Genomic DNA, 22,050 nt, shown 5'->3' with positions numbered 1-22,050 from the left:
GCGAAATACTGCTCACTTGTTGAATGTAGCCTAACTTCTCAATGACAACTGGGACTTTAATATGGATACCGTATTTACTGCACTATTATGCCGCTTAAACTCCTATTGTGCGCGGGCATTGGAAGCTGCCGCTGCATTTTGCCAGACACGGGCACATGCTGAAATCACGGTGGAACACTGGTTACTCAAGCTGCTTGAGGGCGGCGAAGGTGATATTACGGTGATTGCTCGACGTTATGAGTGGGATATGGATGCGTTATGGCAGTCGTTGCTGACTACAATTAACCGTTTGCCACATAGCATCAATCAACGCCCGCGGTTATCAAGCGACCTGTGTAGTTTGTTACAGGTTGCCTGGTGTGTTGCTTCTCTGGAAGAGGGTAATGAATCTATTCGCTCGGTGCATCTTTTGCAGGTGCTGCGCGGCCAACCGGCTTGGTTACGTATTCACCATACCTGGCCGTTACTCAACTTGAATGTGACGCAACTACAACGTTTGCGCCCGTTGCTGGATCAACAATCGGACGAGCGCCCGGAGATGGAGATAGCGGCGTGTCTGACGGCGGATGGATCAATCGCTGAAATTGAGGATAGCGACACAGATAAATATGCGCTTAATTCTCAGCCATTATCATCGGCTTTGCAGAACGTATTGGACAAATTTACGCTGGATATCACAGCCAGAGCCGCTGAGGGGGGATATTGATCGCGGCTTTATGCGCGACGGTGAGGGGCGCGAGATCGATTTTCGTCATACCGTAATCTTAATGATCTCTAATTTGGGCAGTGATCAACTGATGGCGTTATTGGCACAACAGCCTGATGCTCCGAACGCCGCATTGCATGAGCTGTTACATCCGATGTTTCGCGCCCGTCAGCTTCAGGCGAGTAAAACCGTGCTGCCGGGCCATGCCCATTACCGGCTTGAAGTCCGGCGCTGCACTCCCTTGCAGGCTATGGGAGTTTTTGTTCGCCACCCGAAGGTGATCCTTGCAGGCGATAGGAGCATCAAGATAACAAGAAAGGTATTAACAATATCGTCGCATTGGCACACGTTATGAAAAAACCGCAAGAAACTATATAGCTATGGTGAAATTAGGCTGTATCCGTTTATTTCTTAAGACGATTATTTAATTGAGGGACACTGCCTAGTATATTTTCTGTTTTTTTCACTGTCATTCATCGCCTTAGCAGCTTCCATAATACTGTAATTTTGGTCAAGGAGTGACTGGGCAGATTCCCGTTTGAATTCAGGGATAAAACTTCTTTTCATCATGTCACCTGTTTGATTGTTGAAGTGAAAATATCACCTTTATTACGGTGACCAAAATTACTGTGCCACATCAGTATGGTGACTGTCTTTGTAGATAAAATAATAAAATCCGCGTGAATATAATAAATATCCGATAAGGATTTTTATTAATAAGCGAATTATTTGTTATAAAATTAAGATCTAAGCTATGCTTATAAAGAATGTTGGTAAATTATGATCTATATATTTGATTCCTTTTAATAACGTTGTTGGAATATATTTCTTGATTATATTCAATATAACCAAAAGTTATATTCTATAGAGGAATCAGACATACATTAAACTGTCACATAAGCCAGCTGGTGATTAACTTTGGCATATCACTGGTTTTAAACGGTTTGACATACTGATGGTAAGAGCACGTGCTTGGAATATGTCTCGTCGCCAACAATCGGGTTAATTAGGCGTATAAGTTTGTTTGGGTAATGGGTGATGAAAGCTTTCAGGTTTCTCTATGTTGTACTTTGCCCCTCCTATTCTATTGTCATTCTATGAAAATATAACCTAACGGTTAATCCATAACATCATGGTTTTCAACCTTTTTTAAATACGGTGATTATTGCTGAACATTTATTTTATTCTCTGATTAGCCAGAAAATATGAATTTGTATAGTGAAATTATAAAGTAATCTGGTATTATAATTTTTTGCAAATGTAACACCGGTATATTATTGATTTTTACGTGAAGCGGTTAATATTTTTCGTAAATGCTGACAAAAACTGTCACTAGTTTATGAATAATGCTTGTTAGGGGTAATCGTGTTTTTCCGTGAATAGCAATAATATATACCCTATGGATTTCAAGATGCATTGCGACGGCAAGGGAGTGAATCCCCGGGAGCATAGGTAACTATGTGACTGGGGTGAGCGAGTGCAGCCAACAAAGAGGCAACTTGGAAGATAACGGGTATAAATAACGATAGGAATAGTTCAGATGAAATATGCCTTTATTACCGGCGCGACAGGAGATATTGGTTTCGCAATTACAGAAAGATTATCTGAGGATGGTTTTGAACCAATATTATTATCGCGTACTCCTGAGCGTCTTGATAGTGCAATTGGCAAGTTACGCAATAAATATGGTAGTCAATTTGCAAAGAAAATAGTTTGTGATGTCTCTAATCATGAAGATGTTAAAAAAGCGTTTGACCAACTGGAGCTTGAAGATAATAAGCTGACAGTACTTGTGAATTGCGCTGGAATTTCTGGTGGAGGTATTACTGCTGAAATAAGCCCACAAACTTGGCAAAATGTCATAAATGTTAATTTAAATGGCACTTATTTTGTTATACATGAAGTTTTGACAAGAAAATTAATGTTATCTGGCGGCAGAATTATCAATATTGCCTCAACCGGTGGGAAACAAGGTGTTATTCATGGTGCGCCTTATTCTGCTTCTAAGCATGGTGTTGTCGGCCTGACTAAATCCCTGGGGCTTGAATTAGCACGCAATAGTTCAGGTGTTACGGTTAACGCAGTTTGTCCTGGGTTTGTTGAGAGTGAAATGGCGGAACGTGTTAGAGAACATTATGCCAGAATTTGGGGCACTGATGTAGCAGAGGCGAAAAGAAGGGTAGAAGAGCGTGTTCCTATCGGAAGATATGTTGAACCTAATGAAGTGGCTGAAATGGTTGCTTATCTTGCATCCCCTCTCGCCGGGGCTGTAACCGCTCAAGCACTTAATGTGTGTGGTGGGTTAGGTAATTACTAATTATGGGCGGTATTTCTTTATCATCTGATTTTTTTGATCTTTGGATTATAAAAATCGACGATATTGATTTAGTGTCTATTGAACAGTTAATTCACCGTTCTGATATAGTTCGCCATAATCAAATTTGTTTAGCGGATAGAAGAAAAAAATTTATATTTAGACGGGCTGCATTACGTTATGTTTTAAGTCAATATTTATCTGATTATGAAATCATAACGAATGATAATGGTAAACCTTATATATCCACGGAGCAAGACTTCAAATATTATTTTTCACTGAGCGCTTCAGGAAACTATTGTGCCATCGGTTTTAGCTCAAGTGAAATAGGTGTTGATATTGAAGTCACTCCTTCTAAGATAAAATTTTCTGAAATTATTGAACGTTTTATTAAGGATAGGGAGTTGGAATATATGAAAGGTGTAATGTTAAAGCAACGATTAGGAGTTAGTCCCGGATTTCAGAATTATTATCATTTAATGACATTATACTATTGGGTTAGACTTGAAGCATATATTAAATTATTTGCTTCGACTTTACATGAGAAATTATTGGCTAATAACCCTGATTCTGTTAAAGATATGAAAGAATTAGAGGCGAACACGTTATTGATTCATCATCAGCAATTTGTTTGTGCCTTATCTCAAAAGAAGGTAATTTCTACACCAAATATCAAGGAAATAAACTATTCCGACATTATAAGGAACAAAGATGAGTAATATTATTGACTTAAGTGTTCCTATAGACTGTGATTTTTGGGAACCTGAGAAAGTAACCAGGGGAATCGTTGATCATAAAGAAGGAGCCAATAAATTAGGTGAGAGTTATTTGTATTTCCATACCAGTTCATGGTGGAAAAGAGCCTTTGTAAAACTGTTTAAACGTAAAAAGTTGATCATTGATCACAATGATTTTCCTGATGGTATGGGATTATCACTGATGTATTATCAATTGACCACGCATACCGGAACGCATATTGATGCTCCTTATCATTATGGGTGGCATGAAGGGCAAGATCAGCCAGCAACAATTACTGATATTCCTTTGGATTGGTTTTATAGTCATGGTGTGTTACTCGATTTTAGTCATGATAATCAATCAATTGATAAGCAATCTGTAGAAAGTCAATTAAAAAAAATTAATTATAAAATAAAAGAAAATGATATTGTCCTTATCAATACCGGAGCTGATAAACTTATGGGGGCAAAATCCTATTTTACTCACTATAGAGCGATTGAAAGTAGCGCTGTTCAATGGTTAGTAGAGCAAGGGGTAAAGATTATTGGGACAGATGCATTTAGCTTTGATCGGCCATTTATAGAGATGATTAACGACTATAAGAAAACTGGGAATAAAGATTGCTTATGGCCATCTCATTTTATCGGACGGGATTATCCTTACTTACAGATAGAACGGCTTTGTAATTTAACCAGTATTCCTAAACCTTATGGGTTTAAAGTGTGCTGCTTTCCAATAAAATTAGAGAAAGCAGATGCTTCATGGAGTCGAGTGGTTGCAATATTATAATAATATATAACTATATGATAGGACGGGGAAATATGAGCAGAAAAGAGACTTCAAGATCATACAATTAAATCTAATGTCCAATATGCCTGAGCATGTCTTAGATATTTAAAAGAAGGTGCTTAAGGTATGAGTTGTGTATTGCATGATTTATTTGTATCGAATCCACAAAGATACAGCTCAGTGTAAATTAATGACTAGAGGTAGAGTAGATACGCCGTTTGATCGAAAATTCCCATGATCAAGGCGATATATAAGATATAAGTTAGCAAAAGATATATTATCTTGGCTATGTTGTTTGGTTATACTGTACTGTGAGCGGGTATGTCGGCTCTATGATAATAAATTTGTCATCTCCTTTCTGGATGATTTTTAAGAATAAATTGAGATATTAATAAAAAGCTTAATTATTCTATCCATGTGCAGAGCGAAGGGAGTTAACTTAGTTTGGTTTAGACTGGAGTATTCATATTATTCTTGCAGCTTAAATAGATGAAAGAACAGTGAAGAACCAAATAAGTATTTAAATAGAGTGATGATTTGGTGCTTATTTTAAAGAATTTTGGTTAGGAGATGAAAATCAAATATATATGACAAATATGATTTTATAGATAAATAAAGTAGTTTAATATCATTACTTACAGATAATGATTTTCTTAAATGAAAATGGGTAACTTTTATATTAATAAAACTTGCCTGAGTAAATGTTTATTCTATTTCTATCGAGATAATTATTGTGATAATAAATAACAGAAATGAATCTCAACCACGTAGAGTTGTGGTGACAGGGCTAGGTGTTGTTGCACCGACAGGTGTTGGCGTTAATGAATTTTGGAACAATATTCATAACGGGAAATCGGGAGTGAGTAAATATGAGTGGGGAAGAGAAAAATTTGGCTTTAAAAGCGGAGCAATAGGACAAGTTTACGGTAGTGATGGCAATAACAAAGAATTTGTTCTGAAAAGTGAGCGTAAATATCTTCAGTTTGCGCTAGAAGCCTCTGAGATGGCAATGCAAGATGCAAACTTAAAACCCTCAGACATTGATGGCCGGCGTTTTGGTGTTGCGATAGCAACAGCGATTGCCGATGCTGCGGGAATGGAAGAGTGTTTACTCAGGATCACTAAAGGGGGCAAAGAGAATATTCACCCTGATTTAATTAAATCAGAAGATTATGACAGCTTTGATTTCAGCTCTGCCGCAACTTCTGTTGCGAAAAAATATGGTGCGTCTATGTCCGTCAGTAACATATCAACCGGATGCGCGGCAGGACTTGATGCATTGGGCATTGCGATGGAGCATATCCGTTATGGCAGAGCGGATATTATGCTGGCTGGCGCAAGTGAAGCGCCACTTTGTCCACTCTCTATCGGCTCTTTTGAAGCTTTAGGAGCACTATCATCAAGAGAGTTGGAAAATCAGCAAGCAGCGACTTGCCCTTTTTCCCTTGAGCGGGATGGATTTGTGATTGCTGAGGGGTGTGGAATATTAATTTTAGAGTCTTATGAACACGCTAAGCAGCGTGGAGCACATATCTATGCTGAATTAGCAGGGTATGCATCCGTCAATAATGCTTATCATATGACTGACTTACCCGCGGATGGAATGGCAATGGCACGATGTATTGATATGGCGTTGAAGGATGCCCAGATATCGCCATCAACGGTAAATTATATTAGTGCTCATGGTAGCTCTACAGCGCAAAATGATATTAACGAATCAAATGCGATTAAGTTTGTTCTGGGAGAAAGTGCATTTGATATTCCAATTAACTCATTAAAGTCAATGACAGGTCATGCTTTAGCTGCCGCTAATGCGATAGAGTCTGTAGCATTATGTCTTGAAATAGAAAAGCAGTATGTTCACCCAACAATTAATTATCAAACGCCGGATCCTAATTGCGATTTAGATTATATTCCTAATCAAGGTTGCTCATATCCAATTAAGACCGCGTTAAAATTATCAAGTGGTTTTTCTGGTATTCACAGTGTTATTGTTATGAGGGCAGTAGACAATGCGTAAAAGAGTTGTCGTTACCGGTGTTGGTGCGATACATCCTGATGGCGATGATGTCACCGCTATAAAATCAAAAGTCATTCAGAAGTTATTGGGCCAAGAATCGAAAAATAATACGACCGCAAGTTCTGTAATAAGAACATTGAGTGATTTCGATGGCGCGAAATATATCAATAACCGCTTAAGACGTAAAATTGATGAATTTTCGGTTTATGGTATCGTCGCCGTTGAAATGGCATTAAAAGCGAGTAGATTGGATGTAGATAAGCTTGATCCTAATCGCGTTGGAATATATGTCGGAAACTGTTTTGGTGGATGGCAACATATTGAGGATGAAGTTAAAGCGCTCCATATTGAAGGCATAAAGGGAATGGGACCTTATGTTGCCACGGCATGGTTCCCTGCGGCACTTCAAGGGCAATTGTCACTGCTTTATGGTTTTAGTGCGCAATCTAAGACGTTTTCTACCTCCGATGTGGCAGGGATGCAAGCAATAGGCTATGCGGCGGAAGCAATTTCTAATGGTGTTGCGGAAGTGATGTTATGTGGTGCGTCGGAACATCTTTCCAGCCCATTAGTTAAAAATTTACTGGAGAAAACGTCAAACCAGAAACACTCTGAGGTTTTTGGCGAAAAACGGCCAGGAGATTTTTCGGAGGGCGCGGCATTTCTGGTGCTGGAAGAGAGACAACACGCTTTAGAGCGTGGTGCTTCGATATTGTGTGAATTAACCGGTTTTGTTGATTATTTTGCACCTGATAAAAATACAAGAAATAATACCTTAGAATATACCGCTGAACTATTCAACCATAATGAGAATGCTGTGTTTATTATGGATGGAATATATGATGATGAAAAAGAAATAACGAGTAAGGCTTTCTCAAATAAAGAGATAAAAACATCATTTATAAATCTGAGGCCTTATTTGAATAATCAATTTTCAGTTAGTGGCGTGATTGATTCAGTCCTGGCGTCATCATTCTTGTCAGAAAGTCATGGGGATGGGGAACAACAATCTAATAAAATTAATGAGTTTTCAAATGCTAACCAAATAATAATTCAGCGTTTCAGTAACCAAGGTCATGTATGTGCGTTGAGTTTTTCAGCTATTTAATCTCTAAAATATGTAATTACGCGAGGAAAAATATATGAATAATAATCCAGAAGTAAAAATAAAAACGATTTTGTCTCTTTTTCTTAACATTAATATTGATGATTTCAATATGGATGTAAACCTTGCTGATGCCTATGATATGGATTCCACGGAATTAGCTGATTTGGCAAAAGAGATTGAGAAAGAGTTCGGTATTTCCGTGACGAAAAGTCAATTCAGTCATTGGGAAACAGGAAGAGCGGTTCTTGATTTCGTCTCATCAAGTTTAAATGATAAAAATTAACTGCTAATTAAAGGGAAACAGAAATGAAACTAATCTCTATGTTGTTACATTCAGGGCGTGATAACTTACATCATGATTGTATTATCACTAAGGATTATCACTATACAAGAAAAGAGGTAATATCTTCTGTTTCCCATTTAATTGATGATTTACTTAGTCGAGGAGTTAAAAAAGGTAATAAAGTCATTGTTATATTTGAACATGATGAATTAGGTGTTTTCTTTTTAGCTGCGGCTAGTGCTATGGGGCTGCATTTATTAATGCCCTATAATTTATCATCAGCGACAATCGATGAATGGATTAATTTTACCAATGAAGTGCAATATGATTTTGTGGTTTACCTTAAAAAAGATAAACATTTTGTTGGAAGATTAAAAGAAAACAACATTAATGTGATTGATATTTCAGATCATAAGATCCGGGTCAGTGATGGTATCGCGGAAACTCCAATGATAACTTATTCTCCGCAATCTATTGCTAACTTTATTGTCCTGTTCACCAGTGGAAGTACAGGTAAACCGAAAGCCATTAGTATTTCAGAATCATTAGTATGTCGACGAATTTATTCGGTGACAGAGAAATTAAAGTTTACTCAAGATGCTAAAATATTCATGTCAGGTTTGTTGAATAATACAACGGGAGTGATTTTTTCTTTCGGTTCATTATTACATCAATCAACACTTTTTATACCGGAAGACAGAAATGTAGAGAGATGGCCTGATTATCTTGCTCGCAATAAAATAACTCATATTATGTTACGCCCAGAATCGATGAAGTTATTCGTTAAATCAACCGCAGAACATAATATCGATCTCTCTGACTTACAGGTTGTTGCTTATGGTGCCGCAGCTATGCCGCCTAGCGTACTGGAGAAAGGGCGTCAATTAATTGGCTGTGAATGGATGCAGGGATATGGGTTAAGTGAAACTTATGGTCCTTTCTGTTGGGTAGATGAGCAAGATCATCGTGATAAAAGATATCTCAATTCAATTTATTGTGTTGGCAAAATTGATAATACATTGGAGGTAGCGGTTAAACCTATTATAGGCTCATCTGATAATATTGGAGAAATTATAATAAGGGGTGAAAGTATTATGGAAGGATATTATGACGTCCTTTCTGGAGAAATAACGCCTCCTGATGAGTGGTTTTCCACCGGTGATCTCGGTTATATAGATGAAGAGGGGTATTTAATTTTAAAAGGACGTAAGCAAAATACTTTTATGAGTGCTAACGGACATAGAATTTATCCTGAAGAAGTTGAATCTATTTTATCCCGGATACCCAATGTGAATGTGGCTACGGTTGTTGGTTTTTCTTTCCATGAAAATGGTGTTGCTATTGATCAACCGGTTGCCTGTATGAGTGGCGAGATATCGAAGAAATCATTACCTGAAATTGAAGATATTATTTCATCATTTTTAAGTCGTAAATTAAGTCGGGAAAAGTGGCCGGACTGGTTCTATGTTACTGATGAATACTTTCCAAAGAGCCATAATGATAAGATATTGAAAGCAGAGTTAATTAAGTCAATCGATCCTAAAAAACTATTTACATTGAGGAATCAATAATGAATTATGTAGAATCACATTCAATTATTTGTAATGCTCAGGTAGAAAATGTATATCAAATCATTTTAAATTCTGACAAATGGCCGGAAATATTTGAGCCTTGCCAGGAAGTAAAAGCTCTCTTTAGGGATAACGAGGGTGAAAAAATAGAGGTCAAAGCTTTACTTAACGATATTTTAATGCAATGGGAATCAAATCGTAAATTTTATCCAGAAACATTCAGTATAAAATCAAAACTGAATCCCCCAATGACATTAGTTAAAGAAATGGAAACGTCATGGCGCGTGGTTAAAATCAATTCTCAGCAATGTGTGCTGTTGTTGGAGCATTTATATGATCTTGAGTCTGAAATAGCCGGGTTAATTGATGGTGTTGAAACAATAGAGCAGGCACACCAATTTATTAGTAAAGCTATTGATACTAATTCAGTTAAAGAGCTCAATAATATAAAAAATATCGTCGAATCAACAGAGGGCGTGGGAAAAGTATTAAAAGGAACGATTACTCACTCAGTCGTATGTGAGGCGCCGGCACAGCAGGTTTATACTTTGGTTAAAGATGTCTCTTGTTGGACAGATATTTTTTCATTCTGTGATGGTGCAGAAGTTTTAAAGAGATCAGGTAACGAAGAATTGGTTGAAATCAAAGCAAAACAAAATAATAAAGCAGTAAGTTGGCAAACGCAGCGATATTATTTTGATGCTATTTACCGGATTGATTATGTTATGCCTACACCGATGCCATTATTAAAAACAATGAATGGCAGATGGCAAATCATTCCTATTAATGATCAACGCTGTATTCTAACAGTACAAAGAAACTGGGGTTTATTAGAAGATGTCAGTGGTATCGTTGATGGTGTTGATAATCATGACCAGGCTAATTCCTTTATTATCTCATTTATCAATGATAATACTCGAATGGAGATGGATAGTATAAAAAGCCAGGTAGAAAGTCATAAAAAATCAAATTTATTAACTTTTACTGCGGGATATTATATTCCTCACCAGGTTGATGATGTTTATAAGATCTTTTTAAATATCGATGACTGGAGCAATATATTACCGCATTGTGATTCAGTAAAAGTTATTTATAATGATGATAAACATCAAGAATTTAATATGGAAGTATCAACACCAAATGGAAATGAGACTTTCCGTAGTATACGATTCTGTGATGCGGATAATTTATTGATTGAATATTTTCAACCAGAGCCGCCTTTAGTATTAAAGTCCCATAGTGGCTCATGGCGTATATTAAGTAAAGGAAGTGGTTCGTTCATTGTTTCTAGTCATGATGTTGAGTTAAATCATGATTTATGTGCAGTTAAATTTGGTACGGAAGATAAAGTGAAACAACAAGAGATAGTAAAAAATGCTATTTCAGAAAATAGTGAGAAAATGGTTTTTGCCTGCAAAGAGTGGTTAGACACTCGTATTTAGTAAATCAAAGGAAAATAAGATGAATAATAAAAATAAACCCAATAGAATTTCGCCAGAACTTCTTGCTACTTGTGGTTATTTTATGCCAAGACTATTTTTCCTAAATTCTCAATATGCTCCCCAAGTTCATTGGGGAGATGTTGTTGCGGCATTGAGTCATTTTCCGGTGGGAAACTTAGACTTATCCTCTGAAGAGTTTTGGTATGAATGGATGATTAATTGGTCAAAAGTGGGTGATAGCTATATTAATATCGCTAACTCGGCTAAGAGTGAAGTCAGTCATGTTCGTGCTTTGAGGAGTGCCGCTGCCTGTTATCATTGGGCAGAATTTATGTATTTTAGTGATAGGAGTAGAAAGATACAGCTCAGAGAGTATATTCGTTCATGTTTTTTATCTAGTATAAAATATAGTGATTTGCTGGTTGAGCACCAATATATTGTCGTCGATAAATTTCATATGCCGTTCTTCCTTATATTCCCTAAAGGGTATAAAGAAGAAGAGAATCATCCTTTGCCTTGTGTTATTTTATCCAATGGATTGGATTCAATGACTGAAATTGAAATATTATCTTTGGCCGAGTTTTTCTTAGGGAAAAATATGGCGGTAGCTATATTTGATGGACCAGGACAGGGAATAAATCTTGGAAAATCGCCAATAGCTATCGATATGGAATTATATATTAGTTCTATAGTTAAATTATTAGAAGATGATACCAGAATTAATAGTAATCTTCTTTGTTTCTTAGGAATTAGTTTTGGTGGTTATTTTGCTCTACGCGTTGCGCAAAGAATTGGCGATAAATTTTGTTGTATCGTCAATTTATCCGGTGGGCCTGAAATAGCAGAGTTTGATAAGTTGCCAAGAAGGCTTAAAGAAGATTTCCAGTTTGCATTTATGCAAGATAATAGTCGTATGCAGTCTATTTTTGACGAAATTAAATTGGATATCTCTTTACCTTGTAAAACCAAGGTTTTTACTGTTCATGGTGAGTTAGATGATATATTTCCGATCGATAAAGTGAAAAAATTAGATCAATTATGGGGTGATAATCATAAGTTATTATGTTATGAATCAGAGGCTCATGTTTGCTTAAATAAAATAAACGAATATATGATACAAGTTTCAGATTGGGTTAGTGAACAATTTTGGCTAAATGGCTATAAAAAAGGCTAACTTGAAAGATAACAGGTATAACTGCCTATTCCATTAGAACTCATTATTGTGGACTATTATTTTGTAAGTTAATAGTGAATGTAGACAGCATGCAAGAATCATTGTGTATATATAGTATATGAGAATGAGTTGCATTTCTTCTTATTTGAGATGTACTAACATGTATTTAAAAGTTAACATTTTTGTTTAAGTATTGTCTTGGTTCACTCTTTTTATAAAAAATGGGAAATGAAATAGTCTAATGGGATGGGCGTTAAATAGGGTTAAAGTATGAACATCAGGCTGTGAATAACTGTTCTTATATAGAGTTATAAAATTTTCACAGATTCATTAGATTATCCAGATGATTATTATTGACAGAAAAAATAATTATCAAATCTAAAACATAAAGTTATTAACCAACTGAGGTATTGTTATGGGTAAATATTGGTTTTGCCTTTATCTTTAGTAAACACAATAGTGTGCTTATGTTATATTATCGGTTGATATTAATAATCTGATATTAAAAATAAATTAAAGATAAGCTAAGGATTATTTATCTTGTCTAAAGAAATTTATTTTTTCAACAGAAGTTAAGGTTAGACCTATTTGGGTATGCCTTTTAGTTCCGCTGCTCTTTTACATTAGTAATAAAATCAAAACATCTTCCCAGGCATTACGAAGCGATATGTCAGAATAATAAGGCCATACTTTTTCTGCTGAGGTATTAACTGGCAATATGAGAATTGACTTTAATATTTGTGTTTTCTTATATCATTAATACATAGTAAGTTTACTTATGATAAGTTATCTTGTTGAGTGTGAATTTTATTTTTTGTATTAATTAACAGTATATTAAAATTTTAAATATTTGCGCTATGTATGATGTTAGACACTTACTTCAACCTTGTTTCGGCGTAATGCATCGAACATTTATTCTTGACAGATTTTGGTAATTATGTAAGACGGCAATAATATTTTCGTCAATCCTGACAATTGAGGGCTATATTAAATATAGGATTTCGAGTTGATGGTTTTATAGAGAAATCTCGCCATTGTTCCATGATAGATAATTAAGAATAAATAGCTATACCCTATGGATTTCAAGATGCATCGCGACGGCAAGGGAGCGAATCCCCGGGAGCATAGCGAACTATGCGACCGGGGTGAGAAAGCGAAGCCAACAAAGAGGCAACTTGAAAGATAACGGGTATATATTGGGTAACTGGCTAGTAACTCAATACTATTTATTCAGTAAAGCCTTTCCTATTTGATTTTTATTAAAATGAGGAGTACGGAAATGTCAAGAACCGAAAGACTTATAGTATTATTGCAATACTTGAGACAAAGAAGGTATCCTGTCAGTGGTAAATTACTCGCTAGTGATTTAAATGTAAGCTTGCGCACGCTTTATCGAGATATTGCTTTATTAAATAGTCAGGGGGCAAATATAGAGGGTGAACCCGGTTTGGGCTATATATTACGGCCCGGATTCATGTTACCTCCTTTAATGTTTACGATGGATGAAATTGATGCCTTAGTTTTGGGCAATAAGTGGGTTATTGAACAGAATGATGTTGTTTTGGCTAAGTCTGCTCATAGCTTTATATCTAAGATTGCCGCAGTATTGCCTGAAGAACAGCGTGATCAACTATATTATTCGCCAATGTTTGTAAAAACAGAAGGTTACAGCAAAGTTACAAATAATAACTTAATGTTATCTGATATCAGAAGAGCGATATACCATAAATCAAAAATAGTGATAACTTTTCTTGATTTAAATAATACACATACTGTGAAGACGACCTGTCCACTGTCGGTCTTTTTCAATAATGAATTCTTTTTAGTTTCTTGGTGTGAATTCAGTCATAATTTTCTTAAGTTACAAGTAGGAAAAATAGAGAAACTGGAAGTATTGTCTGAAAGATATATACAAGATAGAATATTATTACTAAAAAAATGGAGTGAGAAAGAGGGATTGTCTGATAATAATTTACCCTAAATAAATGATTACGGATGAGTAATTTATATGGGTATTTATCCTATACATGTTTAATTGTTCTTTCTATTAAGTATATAGTTGCAAATATAGAGTAAATTCTGATGATTATCTGGACTTTCTGCTGAGGGTTCGAAAAGTTTAGTGATTTTATTGGGTTTGCTAAAATTCGGTTTTGTTTGCTAAAAATTAGGGGTGAGTCCCTTAAAGGATCGAGTGGACAAGAACGATTATTAGGAAAAATCCGCCCTAGAGTGCCGATTGTGAATGGTAGGATAAATCACTTAATTTGGTAATCTGGGGCAACGAACAACATAGGCGAGCTTGTGATTGAGGATAATAAAGTTCAAGAATTTTCCCAGGGTAAGATTTTAATTCGATTAAACAAAGATCGTGATGCCATCACGATCTTTGTTTTGTCGACTTGCGAGCTTGTTTTTATGTAAGAGTGCTATCGATATTTTCCACATGATGCATTTTTCTTACATAAATAATGAAGTGGAAGAAAAGCTACCATTTCCATGCATCCGGGCTGGTGCCAGTGGGTAATACACTAATGCCAAAATCGCTAATCACAACAGCGACATAGATATCATCGTCATAACAATTTAATTGATATCTTCTCCCTTTTGCCGTCCATTGCCAATAATCATTTTTCCAACTTTCTGGATAGAATTCTTGGATAAGTGAAGCGGTTGCTGGATGTAACCCATCAACATTGAGAGTGCTCGTATTTCCAGAACTGCTCCAAATCACATCACCGATTAAGTTTTCATTGGTAAGATTAATAACGAAAAAATAATGATTATTAATTCCAAGCATTTCACCTTTTTCTTTTTCTTCAGTTTCTCTCATCTTCAACTCCTGGTTAATGGATAAAATGGATGATTATTATAGAAATAACAATAGTTTCTCTGATATTTCTATTTTTATTGTGATAAATGCAATAGCCTAACTAATAATTACCATAGGAATATAACCATAATAAATATATTTTTATTTGATATTGTTTTGTTTGGATGATTTTTATTGATCTGTTAGTTACAGTATTTTATTACTATTCTGGATGGTTTGTTGCCTATGAAATAATTGCATTTATGAATAGTAATCATAAATTATATATACCCTATGGATTTCAAGATGCATCGCGGCGGCAAGGGAGCGAATCTCCGGGAGCATAGAGAACGATGTGACCGGGGTGAGTGAGTGCAGCCAACAAAGAGGCAACTTGAAAGATGACGGGTATATAATGTATTTTTATATTAGCGTAAAAATACAGAATATAAAGTATATCATCATGAATGTTTTACATGAATATTAAGTGAAGGTTAATTGTACATTGGAAAATGGTTTGACTTGATGGTGTTGAAATTCATGAAGTCACTGTTGATTTGTCAGCCATCGGTTGTTCGAAATTTACATTGAAAATATCGAAGAAATAAAAGATTCTATCTCTCTTTTTATATATTTTTTAACAGTTTGTTATCTTGTTTTTTTATTCATGGCAAACATGGTAGGAATGGCATAATCAATATGTCTACGCCTGATCCTGTAATGGGAAAGAATATTTTTAATATTCTTTCCCTGGATGAAGTTATTACGCTACAGAGTATCTACGTGTCATTCTTCTGTAATTTTCTACTCTTCCTGTCATGACATTTTCTATGCCAGACAATATTCCAGAACAATTATGACAAGCAGGGAAATCTTGATTTGTTGCACCAACGAGTCGTTGTGTGAATATGTAGGTCTGACTCAAATGACTTGATATATTTCCTCCATTTTTAGAAAATTCAGTGACCATATAATTTAAGGCTTGTACTTCAGCATGCAGGCCCGCAATACCGGCCATTTTAGGTAAAATGTTTTTGTTTTCCTTAATATGTGCTTTGATCCTCTGTTCAACTAGTGGGTGTAATGCAGAGCCTGATTCTTTATACGCTTTTTGTATACCCGCGATAAATTCTTTTTCATTAGTAACACGATAGCTACCAAGATCCATATTTGGCCTCCAACGTTTGGAGGTTTGAAGTTTATTGGGGTGGTACTGTTCGAAACCGGGCTTCGCTTTTTCGCTGATAAGTTGCACCCCAGGGAAGGTATTTTTTGCACCTAAGCTACCACTCAGATTTAAAAATTTATCTTTATAGGTAGTATCATGCATAATACCTGCATGGGCCGCATATCCTTTTAGTTTTGCGTTGGTGTATGTCATTTTTTGGGATTCTTTTATTCTCTGTTTTTGTTTCTGTTTTACTTCATTTGGTGTTTTCGCATCTTGCTCTTGCTGTTTCATTTCCTCTATTTTTTGCTCATTTCTTTCTGTTTCTTTTAATATTTCACCTGTGCTTTTGGTGAAATATTTGTATCTCTGCTCAACTCTTGGATTTTGTTTATACAAAAGTGGTGAAATATCAGGTTTGTTTTGCGCAATGGCTAGATCAAGCCAGTCTAAACTTGAGAGCCCCATATTATCTGTAAGCGTAACTGGGTTATTCATCACCATACAATAGAGATTTAATCCATCGATAGTACCGGCCGGGTCCGCACTTAGCCATCTTCCCACCCACGGCTGATAATACCGATAGCCGTAATAATACAGTCCGGTAGCATCCCGCTCTTTACCAGAATACCGGATCGTTTTGTAACTGGCTTCTGTCTGGTTTCTTGCGGCCCATAGCGCTGTACCGCCAAATGGATAGTACTCTTCTTGACTGATAATTTGCCCATCACTATCTAGTTCAAGCTGACTGGAGCCAATTAGATTGTCATAACTGTAACGTACCTGATTATTGTTGATATTTTCCGGTTTGCCGCTCTCCCAGTGTAGAACCCGCACTTGTGCGCGACCGGCTTCGCCCACTGTAATAATCTGCAACTCTTCCGTTGTGGTAGCACCGTTTTGGGTTGTACGTAGTTCTAATCCTGACAAGTAAACGACTCGTTGTTGCCGGAGGATATTCTGCGTTTGCTGTTCACTGACTTTTAACAGCCGCATCCCGTCGTTGCCATAGCGATACCACTCTATGTCGCTGCCACTGTCGGTGTGGTTATCCCGTTTTACCGGTGTCATCTGTTGTAGTTCACCTCGTGCATTCCAGTTTAGGTTTTGTCCCGGTAGTAATGTCTCCTGATGACCACCTGCCTGAAACAACGCATCCACTTTGGTCGGGTCAGTGGTTAAGGTATTCAGTACCGCACGGTTGCTGCGGTTCGAGACGGTTATGTCTGTGGTGTAGTTGTTTTGGCTCGCGGGTGAGCTATGCCGGATTTGGGTCAGGTTGCCACCAAGGTCATAGGCATAAGTACGGGTGTAATTGGTATAAGTGTTGTTATCGGAAGGTAGTGCTGTAGAGGGGAGATTCTGATTCTGCTGGCCGATATTCGCCATTTCGCGCCCTGTTGCGCTAATAAGCTGATACAGGGAATCGTAGGTATAGATATTCTCTGGCACCATTTTCTGATTGCGCCAGAAGCGGGTCGCTTCTGCATCGTTACGGAGACTGATTATGTTGCCAACCGGATCATATTCATAACGTAAGTCTTGCAAAGCCTTGCTATCGGTTGAACGACGGGTTGTGATGCTCATCAGTCGCTGGGTTTCCGGCTCGTAAGTATATTCGGTGATGATACCGTTACCGTGTTCTTCGCGTAGTTTTTGTCCTGCGGCTGAATAGGTTAGGGATTTGATAATCACCTGCTCACTCTGGCCTTTCACGGTTAGCCGACTGCCTTTCAATTGTCCAGCCACATTATAGGCCAGATGCTGGATGTTTCCTTTGGCATCGGTTTGTGTCAATAGAGCACCGGTAGCATCCGTTTTGTTTTCGGTGGTGTATACATCACTACTTAATTTCTTATCCCAGATCTTTTTATCATCCCCGAACCAATCTGCTTCTTGACCGTCAACCAGTAGCTGACGGGATTGTGATAAAGCCGCTCCGGTCAGGGAAACTCGATTCAGTTGGGTCGCTCCTGCTGTATCGTAGTGATGTACACACTGACCAGCAAGATTTTGGTCTTTTTCTGCCGATGTGTTTCCAGCCCAGATGAGACGTTCGGGGATATGGGATGCCCTTTCCTCTGGCTCTTGTTCGGTTACGGATAACAGACGACCGGGCAGAGAGTTGTCTTCATATTGTCGGGTCTGCTTGACACCCGTTGCAGTTACAGTCAGGACAAGACGGTTTTCAATATCATGAAAAGTGACAGTATTACCCGCATCGACACTCTCTGTACGTAGGACGTTGCCCGTTAAATCATACTGCCAGAGAAAATTGGGTTTTACCGAGTTATCTTTCTGCCAGGCGTCATACAGGCGTGGGTCAATACTTTGGCGTAGGTGTCCGAGAGCATCATACTGATGACGGGTAATACGGACGTCAGCATTCTCTTCTGCGGTAGCTCGGTGATAACGGATTTCACGGACATCCAGCCCACGGTTATCGTGAACAGTGATAGTGGGGGTATGTTGATAAGTTTTGGGGTTAAAGTTGTTCATAACTTACCTCTTTAGTTGTGTGGAATAAATTTTTGTCTGTTTAGCAGCGGATGAATGCTAAGTTCAGCTTCTCCATGTCATGAGGGTAATCTTTCTTCTGAGATACCAACGATATGCAGGGGGTCAGGAGATAAGCAGGAATAATCTCATTCAGAAGTATGCTGCTCAAAGGTGCTGCTGCAACCGAATAACGGTAACAAGTATAGGCAGACGAGTACAAGTATCGTAAAAAACAGCGCCAGGATCTTTTGCTATTGCTCATAGCTGTTTTTTCTGCCAATAGGTTAATTTGCCAAAAAGGAGAAATAATCTATCCTTATTTAACATATAGTTGCGTACCGGGAAATATTAGTTGGAAGTACGGTTATCTGTTATAAGGGTGAGTTATTTTATTGGTTAAATAATTTTTGATATTTATCCATATATGAAATTTGGATTGGTTAATCTGGTGTCAATTAATGACGCCAGACTGATCGGGTGTATCGAATTTTCGTGTCAGGTAGACATTATAATGAGGATCACTGACTTAAACTTCATCCTATGTGTCATGATGGAATAAATCCATTGTGTCTATACGGTATCGTAAGATACTTTCTGAATTGAATATTCTAATGCAATAAAACATAATTTATTAAATTTACTGATAATATTGGCCTACCAAATGATTTTATTGGATGATCCAACTTTTCTAAAGCGATATACGATTTTAATTTTCAATTCAATTAAACTGAATAATGTCTGTAGTATAGGTCTTATATTGTTTTGAATGTTTTTACAATGTAATTTTTCATTAAGATATCATTGTGTAAAATATAAATTGTCATAATTATTATACACAATGGATTTCAAGATGCATCGTGACGGCAAGGGAGTAAATCCCCGGGAGCATAGCAAACTATGTGACTGGGGTGAGCGAGTGCAGACAACAAAGAGGCAACTTGAAAGATAACGGGTATATCTGGTTGTCGATTAAACTCATTAAATAAAAGCCATTTAAAATAATATGGAATTTATATTGCATTTATAAAATAATAAATTTGGTAAATAATGTAATTATTACACGAGTTAATGTAAAATAATGAAATGCATTATAGATTAATTAGTTTTCTATTGTTATTTTTACAATATAAATAATATTATATTGTAATCCTTGATTAAATTGTAAAATAAAGAATGGATATTGTAAGTTATAAATACAAATATTATATTTTTAGTATTATAGATTGGTATTTCATATAAAGTTAAGTGTTATATTTTGTATATTTTAGATATTTACAAAATAAAAACTTTTTGTTTTTTATTGAAATATCATTATATATAATGTTGCTTATTAGCAATTCTTATTTTGGTTGTTATTGAAATATTTTATTCTTCCCAGGAGTTATAATGGTTAACAAAGAAATATTAACATGAATGATTAGTAAAATAGGTAAAGTAATTATATAAAAGAAAATTTCTATCATGTGTATAGAAATATGTTTTTTATTTTTAATTTTTTGATGGATTTTTATGTTGATAAAAAAATTGATTGGTATTAGTAATATCAAAAATTGCTTACTTTTAGGTATTGTAAATACCGATAATATAAATGTAGGTCGTTAATTTTTTTCTTATTATGCTGTAAATAATTCTGAAAATTGCTCATCATTGAATAGAAATAGATCATGTGATTTTTTACCCGAAATAGTTTTCTCGTTGAAAATAATAAGTTTACTCCTTTGAATTTGATGGTTTTATTTTGGGTTTAGAGATCTTCCCTATTGGACAAATTGACCGAGAATAAAGAAATAACATTGTTGATTATCATGATAAATATTAATTACGTAAATATCGTGGAGATCTCAGTATTCTATTTTTTTAAATGTTAAATATTGACTATATACCCTATGGATTTCAAGATGCATCGCGACGGCAAGGGAGCGAGTCCCCGGGAGCATAGATAACTATGTGACCGGGATGAGTGAGTGCAGCCAACAAAGAGGCAACTTGAAAGATGACGGGTATAAATAATGATGTCTAAATTCGTCGATAAGGTTATTAAATATAAATTGGTTATTACATTAGCGTTTATTAAATCATAATTGTTGTGTTTTTATTGTTTTTCTTACAAGGAATTAACAAAATTAAATGTTAGTTTTATCAGAGCGGTGACCTGTTTTTATTTGGTTAAGGAGTTGTATTCAACATGTCATTATTTTTTTTCGGCGGAATTTATTTGCCGGAGGTTGAAACAATGTACCTATTATTTTAGGGGCAGTAAATGCCCTTTTTTCTTTAATTTCTGGAGACGACTTTTGACCTCTCTTGCTTATGTTGACGCCCTTTGTGCGCTTGATCATCCTTATCGGGTCGATAGCGTTTGCGACCAATTATTTGATGCTGCCATGCGTGAGTTGACTCTGTACCACTGTGAAAATACTCCCGGTTATTCTCAGTGGTTGAAGGCTAACGATCTGGAAGTGGAAAGATTGGAGAAACTGGATGATTGGTCGCGTTTGCCGCCTATTTTCGCTAATTATTTCAAACGCCAGTTGTTGCTCAGTACCGCTGGTAGGAATGCATTGGAGTTGACCTCTTCGGGGACAACCGGACAAAAGAGCCGTATGCGTTACGATGTACGTAGTATGCGTGCAGCTCAAAATATGGTTGAACGGATTTTTGAGTATTACGGTTGGAATACGCCGCAGCAGCCTTGCAATTACTTACTGCTAAGTTATGAGCCTGCCGGCACGGTTACGTTGGGAACCGCGTATACCGATCAGTATCTGTGTAAGTATGCACCGATAAACCAAGCCTGTTATGCATTGCGCCACAATGGAAAAAGCAATGAGTTTGATCCTTTTGGTGTGATCCGATCCTTACAAGAATTTGCGGCACAAGGGCTGCCGGTGCGTATCTTGGGCTTTCCGGCATTCTTGTGGTTCACACTGGAGCGGATGCAGGAAATGGGGTTGCCGCCGGTGCAGTTGCATCCTGAGTCACTGGTCTTTTTAGGTGGAGGTTGGAAAACGCACGCGGATAAAGCTATTCCAAAATCCTTACTGTATCAGCGTTTGGGGGAACAACTGGGTATTCCTGACGAGCGGTGCCGGGATGGTTACGGTTCGGTGGAGCATCCAGTGCCTTATGTTGAGTGCCGAAATCACCATTTTCATGTGCCGGTCTATGCCCGAACTTATATCCGTGATACAGCTAACATGGCGGTTCAACCCTATGGTAAGCCAGGTTTTCTGCATTTGGTATCACCTTATATCACTTCCAGCCCGGCACACAGTATTGTGGTGAGCGATTTGGCGGTGCTGCATCCGGCCGCTGAATGTGGTTGTGAATTAGCTACCGATTGGTTTGAGTTATTAGGTCGTGCCGGTACCAGTAAAAGCCGCAGTTGTGCGATTGCCGCTTCTGAGTTGATAAAGGAGTCCTGAA

The 22,050-nt window shown here is 36.9% G+C and carries 15 protein-coding genes and 1 pseudogene; 14 read left to right on the top strand and 2 right to left on the bottom strand.

Going from position 1 to position 22,050, the window contains the following annotated elements; genetic code table 11:
- Nucleotides 1–61: 61 nt before the first annotated feature.
- The 13 genes and pseudogenes from AACQ83_RS12845 (at nt 62) to AACQ83_RS12785 (ending at nt 14,126) form a co-directional block, all read left to right on the top strand.
- Entirely contained in the window at nt 62–706 is a 645-nt protein-coding gene (locus AACQ83_RS12845; RefSeq protein ID WP_240000789.1) for a Clp protease N-terminal domain-containing protein, read from the top strand.
- Nucleotides 707–767: 61 nt separating this feature from the next.
- Nucleotides 768–1,061, top strand: a complete 294-nt coding sequence (locus AACQ83_RS12840) for a hypothetical protein (RefSeq protein WP_192881021.1) — start codon at nt 768–770, stop codon at nt 1,059–1,061.
- Nucleotides 1,033–1,134, top strand: a pseudogene (locus AACQ83_RS12835) (IS5/IS1182 family transposase); the annotation flags it as partial. The gene AACQ83_RS12840 and the pseudogene AACQ83_RS12835, both read left to right, overlap by 29 nt.
- 1,112 nt (nt 1,135–2,246) lie before the next feature.
- Nucleotides 2,247–3,023, top strand: a complete 777-nt coding sequence (locus tag AACQ83_RS12830) for an SDR family oxidoreductase (RefSeq protein ID WP_112878042.1) — start codon at nt 2,247–2,249, stop codon at nt 3,021–3,023.
- Nucleotides 3,024–3,025: 2 nt separating this feature from the next.
- The gene (locus AACQ83_RS12825) at nt 3,026–3,739 is read left to right on the top strand and encodes a 4'-phosphopantetheinyl transferase family protein (protein ID WP_112878041.1); all 714 of its coding nucleotides are present in this window, start codon (nt 3,026–3,028) and stop codon (nt 3,737–3,739) included.
- A complete protein-coding gene (locus AACQ83_RS12820) occupies nt 3,732–4,547 on the top strand; it encodes a cyclase family protein (protein WP_112878040.1) in 816 nt (271 codons plus the stop codon). The genes AACQ83_RS12825 and AACQ83_RS12820 overlap by 8 nt, the downstream gene beginning before the upstream one ends.
- A 733-nt stretch (nt 4,548–5,280) precedes the next feature.
- Nucleotides 5,281–6,567, top strand: a complete 1,287-nt coding sequence (locus AACQ83_RS12815; protein ID WP_112878039.1) for a beta-ketoacyl-[acyl-carrier-protein] synthase family protein — start codon at nt 5,281–5,283, stop codon at nt 6,565–6,567.
- Nucleotides 6,560–7,675 (top strand): beta-ketoacyl synthase N-terminal-like domain-containing protein, encoded by a 1,116-nt coding sequence (locus tag AACQ83_RS12810; RefSeq protein ID WP_112878038.1) that lies wholly within the window; start codon nt 6,560–6,562, stop codon nt 7,673–7,675. Before AACQ83_RS12815 ends, AACQ83_RS12810 begins: the two co-directional genes overlap by 8 nt.
- A 34-nt stretch (nt 7,676–7,709) precedes the next feature.
- Nucleotides 7,710–7,958: an acyl carrier protein gene (locus AACQ83_RS12805; protein ID WP_112878037.1), complete on the top strand. Its 249-nt coding sequence runs from the start codon at nt 7,710–7,712 to the stop codon at nt 7,956–7,958.
- A gap of 23 nt (nt 7,959–7,981) precedes the next feature.
- Nucleotides 7,982–9,529 (top strand): class I adenylate-forming enzyme family protein, encoded by a 1,548-nt coding sequence (locus AACQ83_RS12800; RefSeq protein ID WP_112878036.1) that lies wholly within the window; start codon nt 7,982–7,984, stop codon nt 9,527–9,529.
- Nucleotides 9,529–10,971 (top strand): SRPBCC family protein, encoded by a 1,443-nt coding sequence (locus AACQ83_RS12795; protein WP_112878035.1) that lies wholly within the window; start codon nt 9,529–9,531, stop codon nt 10,969–10,971. The genes AACQ83_RS12800 and AACQ83_RS12795 overlap by 1 nt, the downstream gene beginning before the upstream one ends.
- Before the next feature lie 19 nt (nt 10,972–10,990).
- Nucleotides 10,991–12,145 (top strand): alpha/beta hydrolase family protein, encoded by a 1,155-nt coding sequence (locus tag AACQ83_RS12790; RefSeq protein WP_112878034.1) that lies wholly within the window; start codon nt 10,991–10,993, stop codon nt 12,143–12,145.
- 1,279 nt (nt 12,146–13,424) lie between these two features.
- Nucleotides 13,425–14,126, top strand: a complete 702-nt coding sequence (locus AACQ83_RS12785; protein ID WP_158537774.1) for a helix-turn-helix transcriptional regulator — start codon at nt 13,425–13,427, stop codon at nt 14,124–14,126.
- Between the two features lie 507 nt (nt 14,127–14,633).
- On the opposite strand, the gene AACQ83_RS12780 is transcribed toward AACQ83_RS12785, so the two are convergent.
- Nucleotides 14,634–14,978 (bottom strand): hypothetical protein, encoded by a 345-nt coding sequence (locus AACQ83_RS12780; protein WP_112878032.1) that lies wholly within the window; start codon nt 14,976–14,978, stop codon nt 14,634–14,636.
- A gap of 742 nt (nt 14,979–15,720) precedes the next feature.
- Nucleotides 15,721–18,624, bottom strand: a complete 2,904-nt coding sequence (locus AACQ83_RS12775) for an RHS repeat-associated core domain-containing protein (RefSeq protein WP_112878031.1) — start codon at nt 18,622–18,624, stop codon at nt 15,721–15,723.
- A 2,294-nt stretch (nt 18,625–20,918) separates the two neighbouring features.
- Between AACQ83_RS12775 and AACQ83_RS12770 the strand changes: the two genes are divergently transcribed.
- Entirely contained in the window at nt 20,919–22,049 is a 1,131-nt protein-coding gene (locus AACQ83_RS12770) for a LuxE/PaaK family acyltransferase (RefSeq protein ID WP_112878030.1), read from the top strand.
- The last annotated feature ends 1 nt before the right edge of the window (nt 22,050 follow it).

Origin of the sequence: Photorhabdus sp. S10-54 (genome assembly GCF_963878145.1) — a bacterium.
Lineage (GTDB): Bacteria > Pseudomonadota > Gammaproteobacteria > Enterobacterales > Enterobacteriaceae > Photorhabdus > Photorhabdus kayaii.
The sequence above is the reverse complement of the archived record's forward strand: the minus strand, read 5'-3'. Positions and strand labels throughout refer to the sequence as shown.

Coding starts and splice junctions, on each gene's coding strand:
- AACQ83_RS12845 (WP_240000789.1), top strand. CDS start 62: ATGGATACCGTATTTACTGCACTATTATGCCGCTTAAACTCCTATTGT.
- AACQ83_RS12840 (WP_192881021.1), top strand. CDS start 768: ATGATCTCTAATTTGGGCAGTGATCAACTGATGGCGTTATTGGCACAA.
- AACQ83_RS12830 (WP_112878042.1), top strand. CDS start 2,247: ATGAAATATGCCTTTATTACCGGCGCGACAGGAGATATTGGTTTCGCA.
- AACQ83_RS12825 (WP_112878041.1), top strand. CDS start 3,026: ATGGGCGGTATTTCTTTATCATCTGATTTTTTTGATCTTTGGATTATA.
- AACQ83_RS12820 (WP_112878040.1), top strand. CDS start 3,732: ATGAGTAATATTATTGACTTAAGTGTTCCTATAGACTGTGATTTTTGG.
- AACQ83_RS12810 (WP_112878038.1), top strand. CDS start 6,560: ATGCGTAAAAGAGTTGTCGTTACCGGTGTTGGTGCGATACATCCTGAT.
- AACQ83_RS12805 (WP_112878037.1), top strand. CDS start 7,710: ATGAATAATAATCCAGAAGTAAAAATAAAAACGATTTTGTCTCTTTTT.
- AACQ83_RS12800 (WP_112878036.1), top strand. CDS start 7,982: ATGAAACTAATCTCTATGTTGTTACATTCAGGGCGTGATAACTTACAT.
- AACQ83_RS12795 (WP_112878035.1), top strand. CDS start 9,529: ATGAATTATGTAGAATCACATTCAATTATTTGTAATGCTCAGGTAGAA.
- AACQ83_RS12790 (WP_112878034.1), top strand. CDS start 10,991: ATGAATAATAAAAATAAACCCAATAGAATTTCGCCAGAACTTCTTGCT.
- AACQ83_RS12785 (WP_158537774.1), top strand. CDS start 13,425: ATGTCAAGAACCGAAAGACTTATAGTATTATTGCAATACTTGAGACAA.
- AACQ83_RS12780 (WP_112878032.1), bottom strand. CDS start 14,978: ATGAGAGAAACTGAAGAAAAAGAAAAAGGTGAAATGCTTGGAATTAAT.
- AACQ83_RS12775 (WP_112878031.1), bottom strand. CDS start 18,624: ATGAACAACTTTAACCCCAAAACTTATCAACATACCCCCACTATCACT.